This is a genomic window from Pyruvatibacter sp. HU-CL02332 (assembly GCF_040362765.1).
Taxonomy (GTDB): Bacteria; Pseudomonadota; Alphaproteobacteria; order CGMCC-115125; family CGMCC-115125; genus Pyruvatibacter.
Window position 1 is genome coordinate 2164686 of the sequence record NZ_BAABWK010000001.1, and the last position, 19481, is coordinate 2184166.

Annotated in this window: 19 protein-coding genes; 12 read left to right on the forward strand and 7 right to left on the reverse strand. The window is 58.1% G+C overall.

Features of this window, described 5'->3' with window-relative positions; translation table 11 throughout:
- The first annotated feature begins 17 nt into the window (after positions 1-17).
- Entirely contained in the window at positions 18-704 is a 687-nt protein-coding gene (locus ABXH05_RS10265; protein ID WP_353560917.1) for a TetR/AcrR family transcriptional regulator, read from the forward strand.
- Entirely contained in the window at positions 694-1527 is an 834-nt protein-coding gene (locus tag ABXH05_RS10270) for an SDR family NAD(P)-dependent oxidoreductase (protein ID WP_353560918.1), read from the forward strand. Before ABXH05_RS10265 ends, ABXH05_RS10270 begins: the two co-directional genes overlap by 11 nt.
- Here the strand turns inward: ABXH05_RS10270 and ABXH05_RS10275 are convergent.
- From ABXH05_RS10275 to ABXH05_RS10295, 5 genes are all read right to left on the reverse strand, one after another.
- Entirely contained in the window at positions 1524-2651 is a 1128-nt protein-coding gene (locus tag ABXH05_RS10275; RefSeq protein ID WP_353560919.1) for a DUF1513 domain-containing protein, read from the reverse strand. The two genes, ABXH05_RS10270 and ABXH05_RS10275, sit on opposite strands and share 4 nt — an antisense overlap.
- The gene (locus ABXH05_RS10280) at positions 2641-3798 is read right to left on the reverse strand and encodes an imelysin family protein (protein ID WP_353560920.1); all 1158 of its coding nucleotides are present in this window, start codon (positions 3796-3798) and stop codon (positions 2641-2643) included. Before ABXH05_RS10280 ends, ABXH05_RS10275 begins: the two co-directional genes overlap by 11 nt.
- Complete coding sequence (locus ABXH05_RS10285) at positions 3776-5302, reverse strand: di-heme oxidoreductase family protein (protein ID WP_353560921.1); 1527 nt, start codon at positions 5300-5302, stop codon at positions 3776-3778. Before ABXH05_RS10285 ends, ABXH05_RS10280 begins: the two co-directional genes overlap by 23 nt.
- A 62-nt stretch (positions 5303-5364) precedes the next feature.
- Positions 5365-6657, reverse strand: a complete 1293-nt coding sequence (locus ABXH05_RS10290) for an imelysin family protein (RefSeq protein ID WP_353560922.1) — start codon at positions 6655-6657, stop codon at positions 5365-5367.
- 27 nt (positions 6658-6684) lie between these two features.
- Entirely contained in the window at positions 6685-7794 is a 1110-nt protein-coding gene (locus tag ABXH05_RS10295) for a hypothetical protein (RefSeq protein WP_353560923.1), read from the reverse strand.
- A 326-nt stretch (positions 7795-8120) separates the two neighbouring features.
- Here ABXH05_RS10295 and ABXH05_RS10300 point away from each other — a divergent pair, with 326 nt between their 5' ends.
- The 6 genes from ABXH05_RS10300 (at position 8121) to ABXH05_RS10325 (ending at position 12309) form a co-directional block, all read left to right on the forward strand.
- Positions 8121-8603, forward strand: a complete 483-nt coding sequence (locus ABXH05_RS10300; protein ID WP_348137486.1) for a styrene oxide isomerase — start codon at positions 8121-8123, stop codon at positions 8601-8603.
- Between the two features lie 37 nt (positions 8604-8640).
- Complete coding sequence (locus ABXH05_RS10305) at positions 8641-9558, forward strand: metal-dependent hydrolase (protein ID WP_353560924.1); 918 nt, start codon at positions 8641-8643, stop codon at positions 9556-9558.
- Positions 9559-9651: 93 nt separating this feature from the next.
- On the forward strand, positions 9652-10563 hold the full coding sequence (locus tag ABXH05_RS10310) for a phosphatase PAP2 family protein (protein WP_353560925.1): 912 nt from the start codon (positions 9652-9654) through the stop codon (positions 10561-10563).
- Positions 10564-10655: 92 nt separating this feature from the next.
- The gene (locus ABXH05_RS10315) at positions 10656-11366 is read left to right on the forward strand and encodes an autoinducer binding domain-containing protein (protein ID WP_353560926.1); all 711 of its coding nucleotides are present in this window, start codon (positions 10656-10658) and stop codon (positions 11364-11366) included.
- A gap of 54 nt (positions 11367-11420) precedes the next feature.
- A complete protein-coding gene (locus tag ABXH05_RS10320) occupies positions 11421-12092 on the forward strand; it encodes an acyl-homoserine-lactone synthase (protein WP_353560927.1) in 672 nt (223 codons plus the stop codon).
- Positions 12079-12309, forward strand: a complete 231-nt coding sequence (locus ABXH05_RS10325) for a hypothetical protein (protein ID WP_353560928.1) — start codon at positions 12079-12081, stop codon at positions 12307-12309. Before ABXH05_RS10320 ends, ABXH05_RS10325 begins: the two co-directional genes overlap by 14 nt.
- Positions 12310-12322: 13 nt before the next feature.
- Here the strand turns inward: ABXH05_RS10325 and ABXH05_RS10330 are convergent, their stop codons facing one another.
- Positions 12323-12679 (reverse strand): helix-turn-helix domain-containing protein, encoded by a 357-nt coding sequence (locus ABXH05_RS10330; protein WP_353560929.1) that lies wholly within the window; start codon positions 12677-12679, stop codon positions 12323-12325.
- Between the two features lie 250 nt (positions 12680-12929).
- Here ABXH05_RS10330 and ABXH05_RS10335 point away from each other — a divergent pair, with 250 nt between their 5' ends.
- The gene (locus tag ABXH05_RS10335) at positions 12930-14279 is read left to right on the forward strand and encodes a DsbA family protein (protein ID WP_353560930.1); all 1350 of its coding nucleotides are present in this window, start codon (positions 12930-12932) and stop codon (positions 14277-14279) included.
- 9 nt (positions 14280-14288) lie between these two features.
- Here ABXH05_RS10335 and pyrC read toward each other — a convergent pair whose 3' ends face one another.
- Entirely contained in the window at positions 14289-15347 is a 1059-nt protein-coding gene (gene pyrC / locus ABXH05_RS10340; protein ID WP_353560931.1) for a dihydroorotase, read from the reverse strand.
- A 149-nt stretch (positions 15348-15496) separates the two neighbouring features.
- On the opposite strand from pyrC, the gene ABXH05_RS10345 reads away from it, so the two are divergent.
- The 3 genes from ABXH05_RS10345 to ABXH05_RS10355 all read left to right on the forward strand — a co-directional run bounded on the left by ABXH05_RS10345 (position 15497) and on the right by ABXH05_RS10355 (position 19467).
- Entirely contained in the window at positions 15497-17035 is a 1539-nt protein-coding gene (locus tag ABXH05_RS10345; protein ID WP_353560932.1) for a flavin-containing monooxygenase, read from the forward strand.
- Between the two features lie 90 nt (positions 17036-17125).
- Positions 17126-18037, forward strand: a complete 912-nt coding sequence (locus ABXH05_RS10350; RefSeq protein ID WP_353560933.1) for an alpha/beta fold hydrolase — start codon at positions 17126-17128, stop codon at positions 18035-18037.
- The gene (locus ABXH05_RS10355) at positions 18034-19467 is read left to right on the forward strand and encodes an MFS transporter (RefSeq protein ID WP_353560934.1); all 1434 of its coding nucleotides are present in this window, start codon (positions 18034-18036) and stop codon (positions 19465-19467) included. Before ABXH05_RS10350 ends, ABXH05_RS10355 begins: the two co-directional genes overlap by 4 nt.
- Positions 19468-19481: the final 14 nt, after the last annotated feature.

Below are 19481 nucleotides of genomic sequence, written 5' to 3' on the forward strand. Positions count from 1 at the left end.
TAAATACGTCAAGTGGCATGAATAAAGTAGCGACCAGACAAGCTTCCAGTCGGGCCCCCAAACTGGCCCCCAAACCCGCATCGCGTCAGCGTGGCCCGCAGCAGCGAGCTGAAGAAACCCGTGAGGCCTTGCTGACCACGGGGCTGCACATGTTCACGACGCAGTCCTATGACGGCGTATCCGTGCGGGCGCTTGAATTGGAGGCGGATGTTCAGCGTGGCGCTGTGGCCTACCACTTCCAGAGCAAGGAAGGTCTGTGGAAGGCGGTTGTCGGTTACATCCTCGACCGCTTCACAAATCACCTCGGCCCGCTGGAGCCGGTGCTCAAGGATCTGGACGAAGAGGCGCGCCTGCGGGCGGTCATTACGGCCTTTGTGAGGTTCAGCGCTGAAACCCCCGAGCTTAACCGGCTGATCATTCAGGAAGGGCGCGAGGAGAGTTGGCGACTGGACTATCTGATCGCAACTTTCATCAAGGACCGCTTTGAGTGGATGGAGGAGATGCTCGGACTTCTGGCTGACCCGCACACCTACTACATGTCCATTGGGGCTGCGACACTGGTTTTTGATATCGAGCATGAATGCCGCGCGTTGTTCGGTGTTGATCCGACAACGGATGAATTCATCAAGGAGCATGCGGCGCGGGTGGCGGACATGCTCGTGTATCTCCGTCGCAAGGAAGTGGGTGAAAGTCATGACAGGTAAGACCAGACACGTAGCAACGACTGTGCTCATCTGTGGTGCCTCGGGCGGCCTTGGTCAGGTGCTGGCGCGAACGCTTCAGGGCAAAGGCATGGTTGTTTGCGGCACCATGCGTGACCCGTCCAAAGCAGCCACGACCGACTTTCCGATGCTCGCCATGGATGTGACGGATGAGCAGTCAGTGGCTGAATGCCTTTCTGCGGCGCGGGAGAAGATGGGCAGCGTTGACGTAGTTGTGAACTGCGTGAACGAAATGGTGCTCGGCTCCGTCGAAGAAACCTCCATGGCGGAGCTGGACCGCGTATATGCCATCAATGTCCTGGGACTGGCGGCGATTGCGAAAGCTGCCGTGCCGGTCATGCGGGACCAGGGGCACGGGCTGATCGTCACCATGAGTTCATTGGGTGGTGTGTTGGCAGTGCCGTATCTCAGCGCCTACACGTCATCCAAATTTGCTCTCGAGGCGTTCAGTGAAGCGCTGTACCACGAGGTAAAGCCAGACAACATTGATGTCGCGATCATGCAGCCCGTCGCCATGCACATGGATCGGCCGGATGTAGGCGATCACCTGAAGATCGCCGAAGGGGCCGGCAGCAATTCCATGACCCAGTCAGTGGCCCGCCTCATGGCCAAGGATACCCGTGCAAGCAAGTTGACCCCGGAAAAAGTGTCGCTCGCAATCCACGATGTGATCGTGAGCAAGAAGCGGAAGCTACGCTATCCGATGGATCGCGCCAGGGTCGTTGGAAAAATCAAACGGGTCGCACCGCAGGCCATGATCAACAAACTGATCGGCGGCATGCTGAATGATGCGCGGCGCGCCTAGAGCACAGCCGACAAATGATTGTCCCAGTGGGTGCCGGCGGATGGTGCCTGCATCTCCTGATGGCTGACGCCATTGGTGCCTGTTTCCACTTTGGCGACTGCCCCAGTGCCGGATGTGAGAACAAAAGCGCCGCGTTCAATCATCGGCGCAACGCCACAGCAATCCGCCAGCGACACCTGTCCCAGATAGTTCCCCGACACAACATTCCAGAAAACAGCAAGGCCGCCACGCGGAGAGGTTGCTGCAAGCACTGTCTCACTGCTGTCAAAGGCAACGCTGCCACAATACCCGCGCATGCGGTTTAGGGCATCATGAGGCATGTCCAGCAATCGGATGTGCGACAGGGGACCCGCTGACACACCCACAAGCGGATGTGTGGTGTCGGGCGTGGACTGAGACTGCAGCCCCATGGCGACCTGCCCGTTCGCCCCACGTGCCAGATGTCTAATGCTCAAGTGATGCAGGTCTGGCGGCAGGCGCTGCTCCGCCAGCAACGCCCCGTTACGCCGCTGAATGAACGCAAGGGACGGGCGCATCGTATCGAGGTTCAGTTTCACCCGCGGCGCATCCGGGTGGGTAGCAATACCCCCGTTGGCGACAACAAGAATGTCGCCAGTGGTGTCGAGCAGCATGTCATGTGGGCCAATGCCGTAGCTGGGCATCTCGCCGATACGGGCATATCCATCATGGGCGTCATACACACCGATAACACCGCGCTCCCCGTCAAAGTCGTTTTCGGTGGCATACAGCAAGCGACCATCAACGCTGAAGGCACCATGGCCGTAAAAGTGCCTGCCTTTTGGGGCATCAATTGTGATCGTGTGCCGTGCGTGCCGGGTATCAAGAACGCTTGCAAACGTGCCTGGCCGGCGGGCAAACATGACGGCAGTCTTTTTGTCGAGGGAAACAGCTACTCCATGCCCGCGGGCAGGTAACACAAACCGGCTGATGCTATCTGCCGATGTACTGAGCATCGCCAGATAATATGTGCTGTCCTGGGCCCTGCCGGCACTCAGATACGCCGGTCCCGCAGGTTGCGAAGCCGCAACACCGCCATCGCCGCCCAGCCCTGTGAGAGCCAGACCACCCAAGCCTGCCAGAAGAGTGCGGCGGCTAGTCTCCATCAAGCGAATTGAACCCAATGCTCAGCCCAAGGGCAGGGGCGAGACGTTCAGCCACAATCTGACGCAAGGCCCGCACTTGCTTGGACAGTTTTTCAAGCGTCGCACGCTCATCTGTGTCTTTCACGGCCAACGGCAACGAAAGAGAAATACTGTCGGCGGTTTCGCGCGTCTTGCGAAACGCCTTGCGCATAAGCGCATCGAGCTCGGTGTCCTGCGTGTTCGCCTGCGTCAGTGCCGTCAGTCCGTCCTCGTTTGCACCCAGATACAGGCTCTCAAGTGCTGCGATGTTCCGTCTGATATTGTGCACACCGTGGTTGCTGAGCGCAGCTTCACCAAGCCCGGGACGGGCGGTTTCAATATCCTTGCCCAGAACAGGGATCAGCTTCAGGGATGACACGCGCTGCAGGCCGTCATGCAGGCTGCGGAAAAGAACCAGAGTCACGTCTGATGGTGTTTGATAGTGCGTGTTCTTGGGACCCGGCTGCGTCATCACCTGTTGGAAGGCGGTATCACCCTCGGTCCATTCCGTCAGCACATCTGCAGCGAGTACCCGCATATTGCCACTGATCGCCTGTGCCATGTCGCAATGCGGGGCGTTTGCTGTCAGGCCAAGTCCGTCATCAGCGGCAGCAAAGACCAAATACTCCAAAGCCGGCAGGCCCTGAACGGCAAAGGACCGCTGGCTTACAGGTTTCGTCTTTAGGTCTTCATCCGACGACAGCGCATCCGCGATGGCATCAGACACCTTGCCGCGCGCCTGTGGCCAGAAATTCAGCCGCAAATTGCGCATGAACAATTCAGCCGGGCCAAACCGCACATGCTCCACGCCCATCCACGCGTCACTGGTCTCGCGGAAGGTCTGCTGCAGTGCCTCCATGGAGGTGTCCGGATCACCGCTGCAATAGGATGTGGTTGTCTCATCAAGAGCACGTGTCGTAGCCGCCAATGTCTCATAGGCCGGCACCACGTGTCCGGACACAAGCGCAGCATTCACTTCTGCATATGCCGCATCATCGAGCGTGGACGGTGTCGCCGCCACTGCAGGGATCACGCTGCAAAGGACAGTGCAGGCAAAGACGAAGGCAAAGGCCAGACCAGCCAGGCCGCCAAATCTGTTTCCAGTGCTAGAGCGAATTGAGGAACGCAAGCAGGGCCTCTCTTTCATCTGTGTTCATCTCCACCACAGCGTCGCGGGACGCCTGTGCTTCGCCACCATGCCAAAGGATCGCCTCAAGCAGATTGCGGGCGCGGCCATCATGCAGAAACTGCGTATGACCATTGACCGCCTGCGTGAGCCCTATGCCCCAGAGCGGCGGCGTGCGCCATTCACTGCCATTGGCAACACCTTCAGGACGGTTATCGGACAGTCCATCGCCCATGTCATGGAGCAGAAGGTCGCTATACGGCCAGATAAGCTGAAACGATTGTTCCTCGCTGAGGGAATCCCGCCGCGTGACGAATTTGGGTGTGTGGCAGGAAGCGCAGCCCGCGCCGTAAAACTGCTCCTTCCCGGCCAGCACCTGCGGATCGTCAATGTCGCGCCGCGCCGGAACGGCAAGGTTGCGGCTGTAGAACACCACCCGATCAAACATGTCCGGCGTGGCTTCGCTCACCCGGCCATCCGCCGTGCCCCCATGGGGCGCATTGCGGCAGGTATCCTGTGCTCCTTCGCGACAATCCCCGAAATGGGTTTTGAAAATGGGCGTGGAAATGCCGATATCGCCATGAAACGCGCCAGCCGATTGCTGGGCCACTGTCGGCTCACCGGCCTTCCAGCCAAAGCGCCCAAGAGCCACGTCGTTATGTTCCACACTGAATACCTGATTGGCGCGTCCCGAAATGCCGTCGCCATCGGCATCATCCGGGTCAGCAAGGGCCAGAATGTCTTCGTCCTTGATGGCTTCAAGCAGCCCCAGTCCGATCATCGGCGGAGCAACGCGCGGTGATATCATGACGTCCGGGTGCAGGGGGCCGTAGTTCAGGTTGGCAACGTCGTAAGTGGGCGCGCGCAACACGACCTTCGTACCGTCCGCCAGAACCACAGGCTTTGGCGCGTAAGAAATCACCATCTGGCCTTCGGACTGGTGGCCCTGAATGGAGAAGTTCTGGAGCTGCGTGCCATAGCTGGGTTCCGGCACGACGCTTGCCAGATAGGTCGTCAGCATCTCGCGGTCTTCCTCCGTTTGCGGAGGAATGGACAGCCTCAGAAACATGGAGACTGCGGTCTCGCCTTTTTCCGGAGGGTGGCCGCGTCCATCCTTCAGGTGGCAGCGCTGGCAGGAGCGCGCGTTGAAGAGGGGACCAAGTCCGTCCGATGATTGCGTGGAACTGGGAGAGGAAACCCAGACCTTTTTGAAAATGCCATTGCCGATGCGAAAATCCAGCTGCTTCTCAAACGCCATATTGGCGGAGGGCTGGGAGAATGCATCACGATTGGGAAACTTGAATGTCGTGGCTTCGCCTGCAGGCCGCCGCTCAAATGGTTCCGGCTTGGCGAAGTCAGTTGTTGGCTTGGTGACCTGCTCCACCTTGGCGCGGTCCTCGTCGCCATAGGCATGGGCAGGTGCCACAAACGCAAAACCGGCCCCGCTCAACAGAGCGAGACCGGCTGTTGCTGTGGCAAGGGAGAGAAGGCGAAGTCTATGTGTCATGTCATGAAGCTTCGCTTCACACCCTGGCTTGTGAAGCTACTGTCCTGTTTGGTCCCGAGGACCTACTCAAATACGGCTTCCGGGCTGTCCAGGCTGTCAGACCCTTCAAAGGCAATCGGCTCGAGACCAAGCACGGTCACGGCAGCTTCAATGCCCTTTGTCTGGGCTGTCAGGCCATCAATGGCTGCCTGCACAACGGCGTTGCCCTCAGTGTTACCTTCACCGATCATCTGATCATAGGCTTCACCCCCTAGAGCGCGCTCTTTCATCACACCCATCGCACCCATCGTGGTGTCCAGGCTGGCAAGAAGAGCGGCGTCAGCGGCTTTGTCCTTTGCTGCCACGAGAGCAGACACGGACGCGCCTTCAACCTTGGTGCCGTCAATGCGCGTGTAGCTGCCTGTGTAGGCATTCAGGACACCCTGCGCATCGTAGTAGTGGCTGTTGTGCGTGTTGTCCGCAAAGCAGTCATGCTCTTCTTCAGGATCATGAAGAAGCAGACCAAGCTGCATCCGCTCACCGGCAAGTTCACCATAGGAGAGGCTGCCCATGCCGGTGAGAATGCGGGCAATGCCGCCGTCCACACCGTCAGACACGAGATCGGCGCGCGCGTCACCCTCAGGTCCCCACTGGCCCGCCATCCATTCAAGATCAGCAATCAGCAGGTTGGTCGATGTCGTGAGGTATTCAGCACGACGGTCGCAACTGCCGTTGGTGCAGTCATCACCGGACGCATAATCCGTCCACGGACGCTCACCGGCACCTGCGTCAGTGCCGTTCAGGTCCTGACCCCACAGCAGAAACTCCACTGCATGGTAACCCGTGGCCACATTGGCTTCGACGCCGCCGACTTCATGCAGGGTGTCTGCAAGGAGGTCTGCGTTGATGTTTGACGCATCAACCGTGTCGCTGCCGATGGTCAGGGCAGGGTTGGCAATGACATTGGCCACATAGGCCGCATTGTCTTCAGAGTCGCTGCCGTAGGACGCATCCACATAGTCGATTAGACCTTCGTCCAGCGGCCAGGCATTCACCTTGCCTTCCCAGTCATCAACGATCGGGTTGCCGAAGCGATAGACCTCGGTCTGCATGTACGGCACACGTGATGCCACCCATGCGTCGCGGGCTGCCGTCATTGTTTCTTCGGACGGGTTGGCCACAAGGGCATCAACCGCTGTCTTCAGTTCCTTGGCAAGGGTGACTGAATCCTCGTAGCCCGCCTGTGCAATGTCAGCATAGGTCGCAAGGATCGCGTCTTTTGCCGGTGCTGCTGCGGATGCTGTTGCATGGGCCGCAAGGCTACCTGCAGTCAGGGCCGCAACAGCTGCGACCACGCTCAGAAAAGTCGTTTTCATTTGGAGTGTTCCTGAATGATCTACGGTTTATGGAGCTGAGAACGGAATGGTGTAGGTCAAAAGCGCACCAAGCGTGTTGGCTTCGCTACCGCCTGCTTCGAGGTGCTTGTAGCCAACATCAAACGTCAGGCCGTTTTCAAACGCGTAGCCACCGGACACCTGTATCTGATTGTCATCAGAGTCGCCGCCACCGGCAGGGTCGATGTTGCGGATCGTATCGCTGACCGCGAAGTTCCATGGGCCGTGTGTGACGCCGACACCCAACGTGATGTAGTCACGGTCTTCCGCGATGGCGCCCGCATCAGACTGGTGCACATATTCAACAACGGGACCCACTGTCGTGTTTTCGCCAATGGCGAACTCACCGAACAGGGCAACAGCAACGCCAAACTCGTCTTCGGGATTGCCAACGCCACCTTCCTGGCTGACGGCACCAATGTGGTAGCCGATGCCTTCGCCGATGAAGGCCAGGTCACCATCAAGGGTGACGGAGAAGGACGACAGGTCTTCCGTGTTGCTTGGGCCGCCGGAAGATTTGCGGTTGCGGGGCCGCTCCGTGATGACTGACTCGGACAAAAAGCTTGTGTCAGCAAAGAATGTGTTTGCTGTGAGCGTGTGTGACCCGGTCTGCTCGTTGCCAAGCGTCACGCTGCCGCCAAGGCCGACGCGTTCCGTCAGCTCATAGTCCTCGGCAAGGTCGGTGCCGTAGAGGCCAGGAGCAATGTCCCATGCCACACCGAAAGTCGGGTTGAACTTACCCGCAAAGATAGAAAAATCATCGGTCGCAAACTGCAGGAACAAAGTCTCGACGTAGAGGCCTTCATCTTCGAAGAAACGGTCGTCGTTGGGGTCCGGGTCCAGCACCGGCTCAAGCACAAGACCCGCTTCAAGCGAGAACAGCTCCGTAAACCGGATGCTGATCGCAGGTTCGATGGTTGCGTAGGTGTCGTTCAGTTCCTCAGCTTTGTTGTCCGCGTCGAACGTGTAGTCGTTCTGGATTTCGATGGGGATTTCACCCTCGATACGCGGAAACAGGTTTTCTTCTGCATGTGCAGGAGCAGAGACGATACTGGCTGCAGAAAGAAGTGCACCCAGAGCAGTCAGTCGATTTACGGTAATCCGATTCACGGCAATCATTGTCTGATTGTCCCCCAAGTCAGCCAGCCCAGGGTGACACCCCGGACACTTACAATCCGGCGGCCCAGCGCCTCCGGTACTGCGCCGGGTCTCTCACAATTGCGAGTCAATTGCAATAAATATGCGAGTAGTTATCAATTGCGACTAAGTGAAGCAGATAGGGCTGAGGCGGCTAAGCGCTTATGAACAAAGACCTATTGCGACATCACCTTTTGGCGCCTAAAGTGCGTAGTTGATATCCGCACTTTAGGCGGGTGGTCAGTTAAACGATCGGCAGTCCAAACTGTCGGCATGTCCGCAGAAACGGGCACATGGGGGATATGACTATGACCAGCTATCAGCGCCTATTGGTGCAACACGGATTGATCATCCTGTTCTTGGGCCTTGTCGGCGGCTTCATGCTTCTGTTTGCCGTACTTGGTCAGATATCCCTGTCGCCGATACCGCTGGCATTTGGCTATGTCATTCCAGGTGAGCCTGCCCAGTGGCGAGCTGTCCATGTGGGCAACATCATGAATGGGCTCATGGCCATTATCTTTGCCCTGTTGATTCCCTTGCTCACCCTGAGTGAGAGGGCGACGCGCAACATCGCCATTGGTCTGGTGTGCACCATCTGGGGCAACGCCCTGTTCTACATCTTTGGCATTCTGACCCCGAACAAGGGCTTGTCTTTGGGCGACAATCCCGTGGGCGAGGCCAACTGGGCGGCACCCATCGCTTTCATGCCCGCCTTCATTGTAGCCTTTGTGCTGATGGTGATTGTCGTTGTCATGCTGCGGAACCTGCCTGCTGCTGACGACACCAAGTAGTAACGGCGTACGGTTCAACCCTGTCCGGAGAGACGCAATGTCTGCGCACCAAACTGAAACCCTGAGCGATGCAGAACACCCGATGGATAACATCATCGTCAGGCCGCTTGATTTCGAAGTCGAAAAGCTTGAACCGTCACGGGTCGTGTGGAGCGATACGTCACCGGAATTCGCCATCTACCTCAACGCTTTCGGTGTCCATGTGCCGTATTTCGAGCGCTATCTCATCCGCTCTATGTCCACGGCCAAAAAGCACGTGACCAACGAGCAGCTCCGAGCAGACATGAGCGCAATCACAGGTCAGGAAGCGCACCACGCAAAGAACTTCCTTGTCTTCAACAAGGTGCTGGCGGATCGCTATCCCCGTGTGTCCGAGCTTGATAAACGCGCGCGGAAATACTTCACCGAACACGCCAAGACCGACCCCCTGAAAAAGCTTGTCGGCTTCACAGCCGGCTACGAGACGTTCACGTTTCTCGCCGGGATGATCATCCTCGCCAACTACGAAAAGTGGATGAAGGACTCAGATCCCGCCATCAAGGCCCTGTGGGTCTGGCACCAGGTGGAAGAAGTAGAACACGGCGCGGTGGCCTTCGAGGTCTACAAGGAACTGTTTGGAGATGATGAGTGGTACCGCAAATACATGATCCTCATCGCGCTCATCCATATCGGTAAAGAAGCGCTGGCAGCCTATTTCCATATGGCCAAAGTCGAAGGGTATTTCAAAAATCCCGTCAGCGCCGTGAAGGCCACATGGTTTGTCTTCGCCACCTTCGGGCAGATGGTCTGGCATTCCCTGCCAACCTTCTCGCGCAGCTACCATCCGCGGGTGCACCCGCTGGCCACAACCAAGCAAAACAAAATTGCGGTTGCATGGCGGCGCTATCTCAAGAAGGGTGGGGATGTCCTGACAATCGACCGGGCCAAGATGAAAGAGATCATCGGCTTTGGTTGAGGCGTGCTTTCAAGCGCCCGGGCAAAAACAAAAGCAATAAGAGCGCCTGGGTCAGCTGATTGAATGTCCCCGCGCCAACCGGGGGACGACGCCATGGAAAACATTCTTTATTCAATGGAATGGGTGCTGCCACTGCGCAGCGACTGGGCAACGCCCATCGCGCAGGGTTTCACCTGGATGGGCTATGCGCCCTTCTTCTTGATGTTTCTGCCGGTTGGCTACTGGCTGTGGGACCGTAACCTGTTCACACGACTGACGACGCTTGTGGCCATCACGGCTGTGGTCAATGGCTGGTTCAAGGACCTGTGGCAGGACCCGCGCCCCGGCGCAGAAATTCAGCTTGATGGTCGCGTCACCGGGTCGCCCGGGCGACCGTCAGGCCACACGCAGATTGCCGTGGCGATGTGGCTCTGGCTGGCCTACGAAATCCAGCGTCCTTGGGTATGGGTTGTCTGCATTATTCTCGCTTTCGGTGTGAGCTTTTCCAGGCTCTATCTGGGCGTCCATGATGTAGATGATGTGCTGACCGGCGCAGCCCTTGGACTTGCGACCCTGGCAGTCTTCTTCTGGCTGACCCGCCCCGGCAACGCGTTGACGGAAGCCTTGCGGGATTCTGTTGTTATCCAACTCGTTCTGATTGCAATGCTCGTCCCGATTATTGCCGCTGTGTGGCCTGCAGCATCGCAAGCAGCAGGCGCCGCCATCCATACAGGATCAGCCGTGACCCTGACCGTCGTTTTCCTTCTCGCCGGGTGGTTGGCAGGGGCTGCACTGGACAAACGCCTCGCACCCGATCGTGGGCCACGGCCCGCCTGGTGGCAGATGATCGTCATGGCCGTCAGTGGCATCGTGGTGCTGTTTGCGCTGCGGGCCGGCATTGAATCCGCTGCAGGATTTCTTGGCATCAGCGAAGCAACTGCAGGACTTGTCGGCGCTTTGATACTTGGATTTTACATGACGGCGGTTGCGCCCATGGCATTCAGGGCCGTGGGTCTTATGCGGTAACTGCACTCAAACTGATTGCAGCGTTAGTCGTCCCTCGCCCTCAAACCATTGGTATGGTTGGAGAATCCGCAAAAGATTGGTAAACTGAACATATGTTTGCTGACTACTTAGAAAAGCTGGGCAACGCTGCCAATGAGAGCCAGGAGGTTCTTGTTTGGTCTGACGCTATGTCTGACCTTGGCTTTGACAAACATATGTACGGCATCCGGGCTCAGGAGGCTGGGCGGGTCAACGAGCATCTCGTTGAAAGCACAACTTTCACGGAAGACTGGTTGTCAGCATATTATGGCGGACTGCACAAGGACGATCCTGTCGTTGCGCACTCCACGGTCCATCCACTTCCCTTTATCTGGACTGATTGTCCAATTGATACGCCGGAGCAGCGGGACTTCATGTCGAACGCGGCAGATGCCGGACTGAAATACGGCATCAGTGCACCGCTGATTGTCGGAAGTGGATATGAAGGTGCTGTTTCTGTCAGTGGCGACAGCAATGCAGATCTGCGCGAACACCTGATGGCCATCTACTCAATGACCTGTGCAATGCACGTGTTGCGGGTCAAAAACTGGTCACGGGATACGCTCAAGGCATTCAAGCTGACGGCCCGCGAACAGGAAGTGATGCGCTGGATTGCAGCTGGCAAGGATGACTGGACGATTGGCTCCATCCTCGGCATCAGCGAAAACGGCGTCCACTACCACAAGAAGAATATCTTCCGGAAACTTCAGCTCAGCAGCAGGGTTGCCGTTGCGGCGGTAGCGCAGAAAACCGGGATTGCGGATGCCAACTACCGGTTCTGGTAGGTCCCAAATCTGATGTGATTCGACATGCTCATGCTCCAAGTCGGGAGTGTGTACATGATTTACGAATTTGCCTTAGCCCAGCGCTGCGCCGCGCCTTTCCCTCACGAAGAAATCCACGCATCCATGCATCGGTTGCGCCACGCGCTCTATCGCCAGGGTGCTGACTGGTCTGTGCCCGAGCACCTGGGCATGGAGTATGACGAATTCGACACCATGACTGCGCGTTATCTGGTGGGCATTGACGAGACCGGGACGGTTCGTGCGCAAAGCCGCATGATTACCTGCGACCGGCCTTACATGCTGGCCCAGCTCTGGCCGGAGCTGGCGCAGTCCGTGCCGCTACCTCGCAGTGCCGCTGATGCCGAAGGCTCGCGCACCGGCGTTGATGTAACCCTGCCAGTTGAGGAATACCGTCGGTGGTTCTTCAAGCTCCTGATCGCAAATGTTGAATGGGCCGTAAGCAATGGCGTTGATCGTCTGAGCTTTGTCACCTATCAGCGCGTCGCTGAAAAATCGATGGAGGGCGCGGGCCTGTCGGTCACCTATTACGGCCCCACCATGTCCTTCCCCGATGGCCGGTTTATTGCGGGCTCCTTCCCCGTGAGCACACGCCTTGCCCATGACCTTCGCCGCAGGCACGGCATCGAAGGTCAGGTGTTTGTGCCATTGCCGAATGCTACTCCGCTACCCGCTGTCGCTCAGGAGGCTCATCATGAGGTCGCATAGTCCACAGTCTTTTGATTTTGATGAAGACCCGGAAAACGTCTGGCCTAAATCGGCGGAAGAAGCGGCGGATCAGATGCGGGATGTGCTTGCGCTGTTCATCCGCATCTCGGAGGAATTTGACATGACGACGACAGCAGCGATGCTGCGGCATACGGTCGAAACAGCACGTCAGGATGCATTGGGTAAGTCGGGCTTGCCACCGCATATCCATGGCTGATACGCGATGGGAGTCAGGCTTTTTGTGCCTGCGCTCTGGCGCGCGGAAATGAAATAATTTCAGCTTGGGGCAGGCCCGGTTCCCAGCGCTCGAAGCTGGGAATGAGCTGACGCCTGAGGGCTTCGGCAACAGCAAACAGGTTTGTCTTTGCTTCAAGCTTCAGCCGTGCGGATCGCATTTGCGCAGCAATAGTGCGGTCACTTATGCCTCGTATCCCTGCCAGGTCCTTGTATGACTCCAGGTTGCAGGTGCTGAGCAATGCAATGTTCCAGACTTCAGCTGGGGTCAGGAGTGTCGGCGGATGTGCGTCGGTCCACATCTCTGCGTGTGCCAGAACTGATTTTGCCTCCAGTGTTCTGAAGTGAGTCATTGCCGCGTGAACTCTCTACTAGGTGACACATGGTGCCGCCATGGCTGGCGACCGACGCGCATGCTTGTTGAACACACCGCGTCTTTGAGGCTCAGATAGTCTCAAAATTCGCAGAACCTGAAAACTATCAAGGTTAATAGGGGGAGGTGGCGTCTCATACATTGCATTCCCACATATTGGCATTCCAAGTGACATAAAATGTCTGCCGTGGCAAAGTGCGCGGGATTGACCGCCCTAAGGGAGACGTCGTGTGCTTGAGCCTGAAAAAAATCCAAATCCATCAATCATGGTCGATCCGCCCGGCTGGTTCCGGTGGGGCATGCGATGGCAGCTGGACGCCGTCACCAATGTGAAGCGGGTATTGAAACGGCGGGACAAGTTCGAGGCGCAGCGCCGCAAGTCAGGCGCCCCCCACGTGGTGGAGTATTTTCACCAGCTTGATGATCCGTACTCGCACCTCACAGCACAGGTGCTCGCGCGCTTCGCTGAAAAGTATGACGTCACCGTGGTGCCCCATCTCATCCGCGCCAGCGGTGGCCGCAACCAGCCGGAGTTTGAAAAACTAGCCGTCTGGGCCCGGCGGGATGCGCAGTTGATAGCACCGCATCTGGGACTGGATTTTCCAGCTGAGGCGGCTACCCGACCCGACGCATCCGCACAGCAAAAGGCAGGTGAGATGCTTGCCGGTCTCTCGGCATCGGATTTCATTCAGCACCTCAAGGGTGCAAGTGACGCCCTTTGGCGCAACGATGAAGCAAGCCTGAAGGAAGCTCACTCCGGCAATCTCAACAAGGCGCTCGATAGCGGGTCAAAGCGACTGGCCAAGCTGGGCCACTACTCAGGGGCAATGTTCTACTATGGCGGCGAGTGGTACTGGGGTGTGGACCGCCTGCTCCATCTGGAAGACCGGCTTGCGTCTTTGGGCTTGGCCAGGCAGGGCGCCACACAGCATCTTGTCCCCCGTCCGGCGATTGACGTGTCCGGTGTGGACGCCAGCAAACTGACGCTGGATTTCTATCCCTCCCTCAATTCTCCGTACACGTCTATTATCTATGATCTGACGATTGACCTGAAAAACACATGCGGCATCCGCTTCAACCACAAGCCGGTATTGCCCATGATCATGCGCGGCGTGCCCGCGACCCGGGCAAAAGGCACCTACATCGTTTTCGATACCAAGCGCGAGGCAGACTTTTTGGGGGTTCCCTTTGGCCCCATGGTCACCCCCATCGGCACGCCAACACGCAGGCTCTATTCGCTGCTGCCCTGGGCCATCCAGGAGGGTAAGGACGAAGCCCTGTTGAGCGCCGGCCTCAAACAGGCTTTCTCTGAAGGGATCGGCCTGCACAATGACAGGAAGATGCGCCGGGCGGTGGAGAAGGCCGGGCTTGATTGGGCGCACGCCAAAACAATCATCGGCAATGATGACTGGAAGCCCCTGGTAGAGCGCAATCAGGATGAGATGGTGGAAGGTCTTGGGCTGTGGGGCGTGCCCAGCTACCGCCTGTCTGGTCCTGATGGCGAACCGGACGTGGCGGTCTGGGGGCAGGACCGTTTGTGGCTGATCGCCGCTGAAATCAGACGGCGGGCTGCCCTTTAGAGAAGAAGGCTAGGGTGCAAGCCGCCAGTTTATGGTTTCACCTGCGTGAAACGGCACGATGGCGATCTCGGCATCTTCGATGATGTCGGGCACCGCATGTCCGGTACGTTCCAGCGTGATGGTCTCATCGTTCAATGGCAGGCCATAGAAGCGGGGTCCAAACTCGGACGCAAAGGCTTCCAGCTTGTCGAGAGCGCCTTCTTCTTCAAAGGTCTGCGCGTAGCTTTCAATGGCGACTGGCGCGCTGAAAATGCCTGCACACCCGCAGTCGCTTTCCTTGTCATGCTTTTGGTGCGGCGCTGAATCCGTGCCCAGAAAGAATTTTGCGTTGCCGGAAACAGCTGCCTTGCGCAGCGCCTCGCGGTGCTTGCGGCGCTTGGCAACCGGCAGGCAATAGGCGTGCGGGCGCATGCCGCCATCAAACATGTCATTGCGGTCAATGCGCAGGTGATGGGCCGTAATGGTTGCCGCCACCTTGTCACTTGCAGCACTCACAAACTCAACCGAGTCCTCCGTAGTGATATGTTCGAGCACCACTTTGAGTTCGGGAAAATCCCTCACCAGGGGCGCCAGCGTTGTGTCGATAAACACATGTTCGCGATCAAAGATGTCGATATCAGGCGACACCACTTCGCCGTGGATCAGCAAGGGCATGCCAATGGCCTGCATCCGCTCGAATACGCGGTCGAGCTTGCGGACGTCCGTGACACCTGCCGCTGAGTTGGTGGTCGCATTGGCCGGGTAGAGTTTGCAGGCCGCAAACACGCCTTCTTCAAACCCAGTGGCAATCTCGTCCGCGTCAATGTCATCGGTCAGATAGGCTGTCATCAGTGGTGTGAAGCTGTGATGGGCGCCCACTGCGCTGCGAATGCGGTCACGGTAATGCCGGGCGGCATCCACCGTCGTGACCGGCGGCACGAGATTGGGCATCACAATGGCGCGGGCAAACTGCTGGGCTGTATAGCGCGCAGCAAACTCAAGCATCGCGCCGTCGCGCAGATGCACATGCCAATCGTCGGGTCGTCGGATCGTGAGAGTTTCCATGGGCCCACGGGTATCAGGCGTCATTGTCCCGTTCAAGCCGTCAATACGCCGCAAAATATCTGATGTCTGTCTTGACCTGCCTCAATTGACAGAATGTCAATATCGGCCAGACTGCACTTCAGACAAGAAACTCAACACAGGCCGACCAAAGGCCGTTCAGAGGGACGAAGCACATGCCGGATACAGCAACACTCGACAAACCTGCGGCCAAATCAGGTGCCAAGGCTCAACATTTTGACGTGCTGGTCGTCGGCGCAGGGATTTCCGGCGTCGGTGCGGCGTACCACCTGCAGGACCAGTGCCCGGGCATGAGCTATGTGGTGCTGGAAGCGCTGGAGGATTTCGGCGGCACATGGCTGATGCACAAATATCCCGGCATCCGCTCAGACAGTGACCTGTATACCTTCGGCTATCGCTTCAAACCGTGGACCGGCAACCCCATCGCCACGGCGGAAGAAATCCGCACTTACATGGATGAAGTGATCCAGGAAAACGATCTCAAGCGCCATATCCGCTACCAGCACAAGATCCTGTCGGCTGACTGGTCCGACGCAGACAATCTGTGGACCATTCACGCCACACGCACCGACACCAACGAGGATCTCGTCTTCACCTGCGGCTTCCTGTGGATGTGTCAGGGCTACTACCGCCACTCGGAAGGCTACACGCCGGACTGGCAGGACATGGACAAGTTCAAGGGTGACATTGTTCACCCGCAGACCTGGCCGGAAAATTACGACTACAAAGGCAAGAAGGTTATTGTGATTGGCTCCGGCGCCACCACGGCCACCATCGTGCCGGCCATGGCCCCGGACTGCGAGCACATCACTGTGCTGCAACGCTCCCCCACCTATTTCGTACCTGGCCGGAACGAGAATGAAGTCGCGGACATGCTGCGGCTGCTGGAGATCGACGAAGAGTGGATCCACGAAATCACCCGCAAGGCAGTGCTCTACAATCAGGCCGAGCTGACGCGGCGCTCCTTTGAAGAGCCGGAGGTCGTGAAACAGGAACTGATCGACGGCGTGAAAGAACTGCTGCCCGACGGCTATGACGTCGACAAGCACTTCACGCCCAAATACCGCCCCTGGCGCCAGCGCGTGGCCTTTGTACCCGACGGCGATCTCTTCGCAGGCATCAAGGCCGGCAAGGCCAGCATGGTGACCGACGAGATTGAGCGCTTTACCGAAAAAGGCATCCTGCTCAAATCCGGCGAAGAGCTTGAAGCCGACCTTATTGTCACGGCCACAGGCTTCAACCTGTGTGCGCTGGGCGACATCGCGTTTTCCCGCAACGGCGAAGACATCAACTTCAATGAGACCGTTACCTATCGCGGCATGATGTTCACCGGCATGCCCAACATGGTGTGGGTGTTTGGCTACTTCCGCGCCAGCTGGACACTGCGTGTGGACATGGTCGCCGATTTTGTCTGCCGCCTGCTGAAGAAGATGCGGCAAAAGGGGGCCAAGAAGGTCGAGGTGGCACTCAGGCCGGAAGACAAGGACATGCCGATCCTCGACTGGATCGACACCGAAAACTTCAACCCAGGCTACATCATGCGCAACATGCATCTGTTGCCCAAACGCGGCGACAAGCCCGAATGGCAGCACAACCAGGACTACTGGACGGAACGCAAGGAATTCCCCGACATTGACCTGGATGATGCGGCCTTCGTCTATACTCAGGCAGATCAGATATCAGACGTCGCCTGACGCCCTATCGGGATCAATCCGGAACGTGGTAATCACTCGGCCAGCTTGCATGTGCAGGCTGATAGTCCAACCGAGTGATTGCTGCTGCTTATGTCTGATGTTCCGACCCACCATTTCTTCGACGCGACCGATGCCCGCATTTCCTATTGGGAATGGGGCGACCCCGCGGGTCAGCCGATCCTGCTGATCCATGCGACCGGATTTCATGCCCGTGTGTGGGATGAAACAATTGCGCGCCTGCCCAAGAGCTACCGCATTATCTCCGTTGATATGCGCGGCCACGGCCAAAGCGAAAAGAAGGGCCTGCTGCTCGACTGGTCACTGGTCGCAAAGGATGTGGGTGAACTGGTTGATCACCTCGCCCTGACAAACGTCATCGGCGCGGGTCACTCCATGGGCGGACACTGCTTAACGCAAGTCGCCCGGGCCCGCCCACAGATGTTTGAGCGGCTGCTGCTGATTGATCCGGTCATGCTGGCGCCGGCGAACTATGAGAGCAGTCCCTACAATGACATGACGGACCCATCGGAGCACATGGTTGCCCGCCGCCGCGACGCGTGGACCGGCTGGGAGGAAATGTACGATCGCTTCAAGGACCGGCATCCTTATTCCTTGTGGAAGCCACAGGCGCTGGAAGACTATTGCCGCCATGGCATTCGCCCCAATGAGGAGGGCGAGGGCTATCGCCTGGCATGTCCGCCGGTCATGGAAGCATCCGTCTACATGGGCAGCGTCAACGCCAATTTGACCGGCACGCTCAAGGAAATGACGCTGCCTGTCACCATTCTGCGTGCAAAGGGCCGCGAACCCGGCGACGAGCCAGTGATGGATTTTGCCCTCTCGCCCACATGGGACCAGTTGTACAAGGAGTTTGGCAATGCGCGCGATGTATCGCTGCCGCATCTCAGCCACTTTATCCCCATGCAGGATCCCGCATTGACGGCGCATTTCATTTTGAATGCCCAGGCATCAGCTGATGAGGCGGTCGCTGCCGCAAAATGAGCGACGTCACGCACATATCAGCACCCTTCGATCCCAAAAAGGCCCAGCAGGTTTTATGGGCCGGGATGATCGGCATGTTGGCGACCGGGTTTCCCTTCACCATCGTGACGGTGGCGCTGAATCTCATTGCCGATGATTTCGGCGTCAGTGAGGCCCTCGCCGCGTGGACCGTGTCCGCCCCCATGCTGGTCTCGGCAGCCGCACTGCCAGTCATCGGCAAGCTCGGGGACATGTTCGGTCACCGTCGCATCTTCATCGGCGGTATTCTCGGCTCAACCATCTTTGCCTTCATGTGCATGATCGCGTGGGACATCTGGTCCCTTATCGCGTTTCGCATCTTGTCCATGGTTCTGGCGGGCGCAACGGGGCCTGCTGCCATGGCGATCCTGTTTCATGTCTATCCGCCAGCGCACCGCAATCAGGCCATCGGCTGGTGGTCCATGGGCGGGCCGGGTGCTGCCGCGCTCGGGCTTATTCTCGGCGGCCCGTTCGTTGAATTGGTGGGGTGGCGCTCGGTCTTCCTGCTTCAAGCAGGTACCGGCATCGCTGCGGTGGTGATTGCGTGGAAAGTGCTGCCAGAAACCGTCAGGCAGATGGTCAAGTTCGATCATATCGGCAACCTGATCCTGCTGCTTGCCTTGTCCAGCCTGCTATTCGTCATCGGTGCCTTTGCTGAGCCAGGCGTTTCCACAATGATGCTGGTCAGCGCGGGTGTCGTCGGTGTGGTCGGCCTCATTGTCTTCCTTTTCTATGAGGCATCGATCTCCAATCCCATCGTGCCGCCATCCTTGCTGAAGCAACGCAATTTTGATGCACCGGCCATCGCTAACTTCTTCCTGCAGATGTCCTATCTGGGCGCGCTTATCGCAACGCCTCTGGTGCTGACAGGTCGGTTCGGGTTTTCGATCTCTGTTGCCGCCATCCTGATGCTCACCCGCACCTTCAGCCTTACTCTGGCGTCACCGCTGGGCGGCGTCATCGCCACGCAGTTTGGCGAGCGGCTGGGCACACTTACAGGTGTGCTGTGTCAAACAGCGGGACTCTTTACCGTGGCGGCCGGCATCTATGTCACCAACCTGCCGATCGTCCTGTTGGGGCTGGTGCTTCAGGGCATTGGCCACGGTGTTGCCATGCCGCCTCTCGCGTCCATCATCACAACTGCCGTCCCGCCCAGCCAGTTTGGCATGGCCACGGGGATGAGCAGGCTCATGGGCCAGATCGGATCCGCCTTCGGGCTCAGCCTGTTTGGCGTATTGCTGACTCTGCCGCGCGAGGACCTGGCACTGCACATGATCTTTGTCATTGGCGGCGCCATTGCCTTGGCAGCTGCGTTGCCTGCTCTGTTCATTTCGATGAAGCATCGAAGCATACCCATGCCGCCTGCTGCACCGCCGCCGCCCAATCCCCCAATTCAGCCGGGGCAGGTGTAAGATGCGGGCGGTCA

Excerpts from the sequence above, each read along its gene's own strand:
- ABXH05_RS10265 (WP_353560917.1), top strand. The coding sequence starts at position 18 with ATGAATAAAGTAGCGACCAGACAAGCTTCCAGTCGGGCCCCCAAACTG.
- ABXH05_RS10270 (WP_353560918.1), top strand. The coding sequence starts at position 694 with ATGACAGGTAAGACCAGACACGTAGCAACGACTGTGCTCATCTGTGGT.
- ABXH05_RS10275 (WP_353560919.1), bottom strand. The coding sequence starts at position 2,651 with ATGGAGACTAGCCGCCGCACTCTTCTGGCAGGCTTGGGTGGTCTGGCT.
- ABXH05_RS10285 (WP_353560921.1), bottom strand. The coding sequence starts at position 5,302 with ATGACACATAGACTTCGCCTTCTCTCCCTTGCCACAGCAACAGCCGGT.
- ABXH05_RS10290 (WP_353560922.1), bottom strand. The coding sequence starts at position 6,657 with ATGAAAACGACTTTTCTGAGCGTGGTCGCAGCTGTTGCGGCCCTGACT.
- ABXH05_RS10295 (WP_353560923.1), bottom strand. The coding sequence starts at position 7,794 with ATGATTGCCGTGAATCGGATTACCGTAAATCGACTGACTGCTCTGGGT.
- ABXH05_RS10300 (WP_348137486.1), top strand. The coding sequence starts at position 8,121 with ATGACCAGCTATCAGCGCCTATTGGTGCAACACGGATTGATCATCCTG.
- ABXH05_RS10305 (WP_353560924.1), top strand. The coding sequence starts at position 8,641 with ATGTCTGCGCACCAAACTGAAACCCTGAGCGATGCAGAACACCCGATG.
- ABXH05_RS10310 (WP_353560925.1), top strand. The coding sequence starts at position 9,652 with ATGGAAAACATTCTTTATTCAATGGAATGGGTGCTGCCACTGCGCAGC.
- ABXH05_RS10315 (WP_353560926.1), top strand. The coding sequence starts at position 10,656 with ATGTTTGCTGACTACTTAGAAAAGCTGGGCAACGCTGCCAATGAGAGC.
- ABXH05_RS10320 (WP_353560927.1), top strand. The coding sequence starts at position 11,421 with ATGATTTACGAATTTGCCTTAGCCCAGCGCTGCGCCGCGCCTTTCCCT.
- ABXH05_RS10325 (WP_353560928.1), top strand. The coding sequence starts at position 12,079 with ATGAGGTCGCATAGTCCACAGTCTTTTGATTTTGATGAAGACCCGGAA.
- ABXH05_RS10330 (WP_353560929.1), bottom strand. The coding sequence starts at position 12,679 with ATGACTCACTTCAGAACACTGGAGGCAAAATCAGTTCTGGCACACGCA.
- pyrC (WP_353560931.1), bottom strand. The coding sequence starts at position 15,347 with ATGACGCCTGATACCCGTGGGCCCATGGAAACTCTCACGATCCGACGA.
- ABXH05_RS10345 (WP_353560932.1), top strand. The coding sequence starts at position 15,497 with ATGCCGGATACAGCAACACTCGACAAACCTGCGGCCAAATCAGGTGCC.
- ABXH05_RS10350 (WP_353560933.1), top strand. The coding sequence starts at position 17,126 with ATGTCTGATGTTCCGACCCACCATTTCTTCGACGCGACCGATGCCCGC.
- ABXH05_RS10355 (WP_353560934.1), top strand. The coding sequence starts at position 18,034 with ATGAGCGACGTCACGCACATATCAGCACCCTTCGATCCCAAAAAGGCC.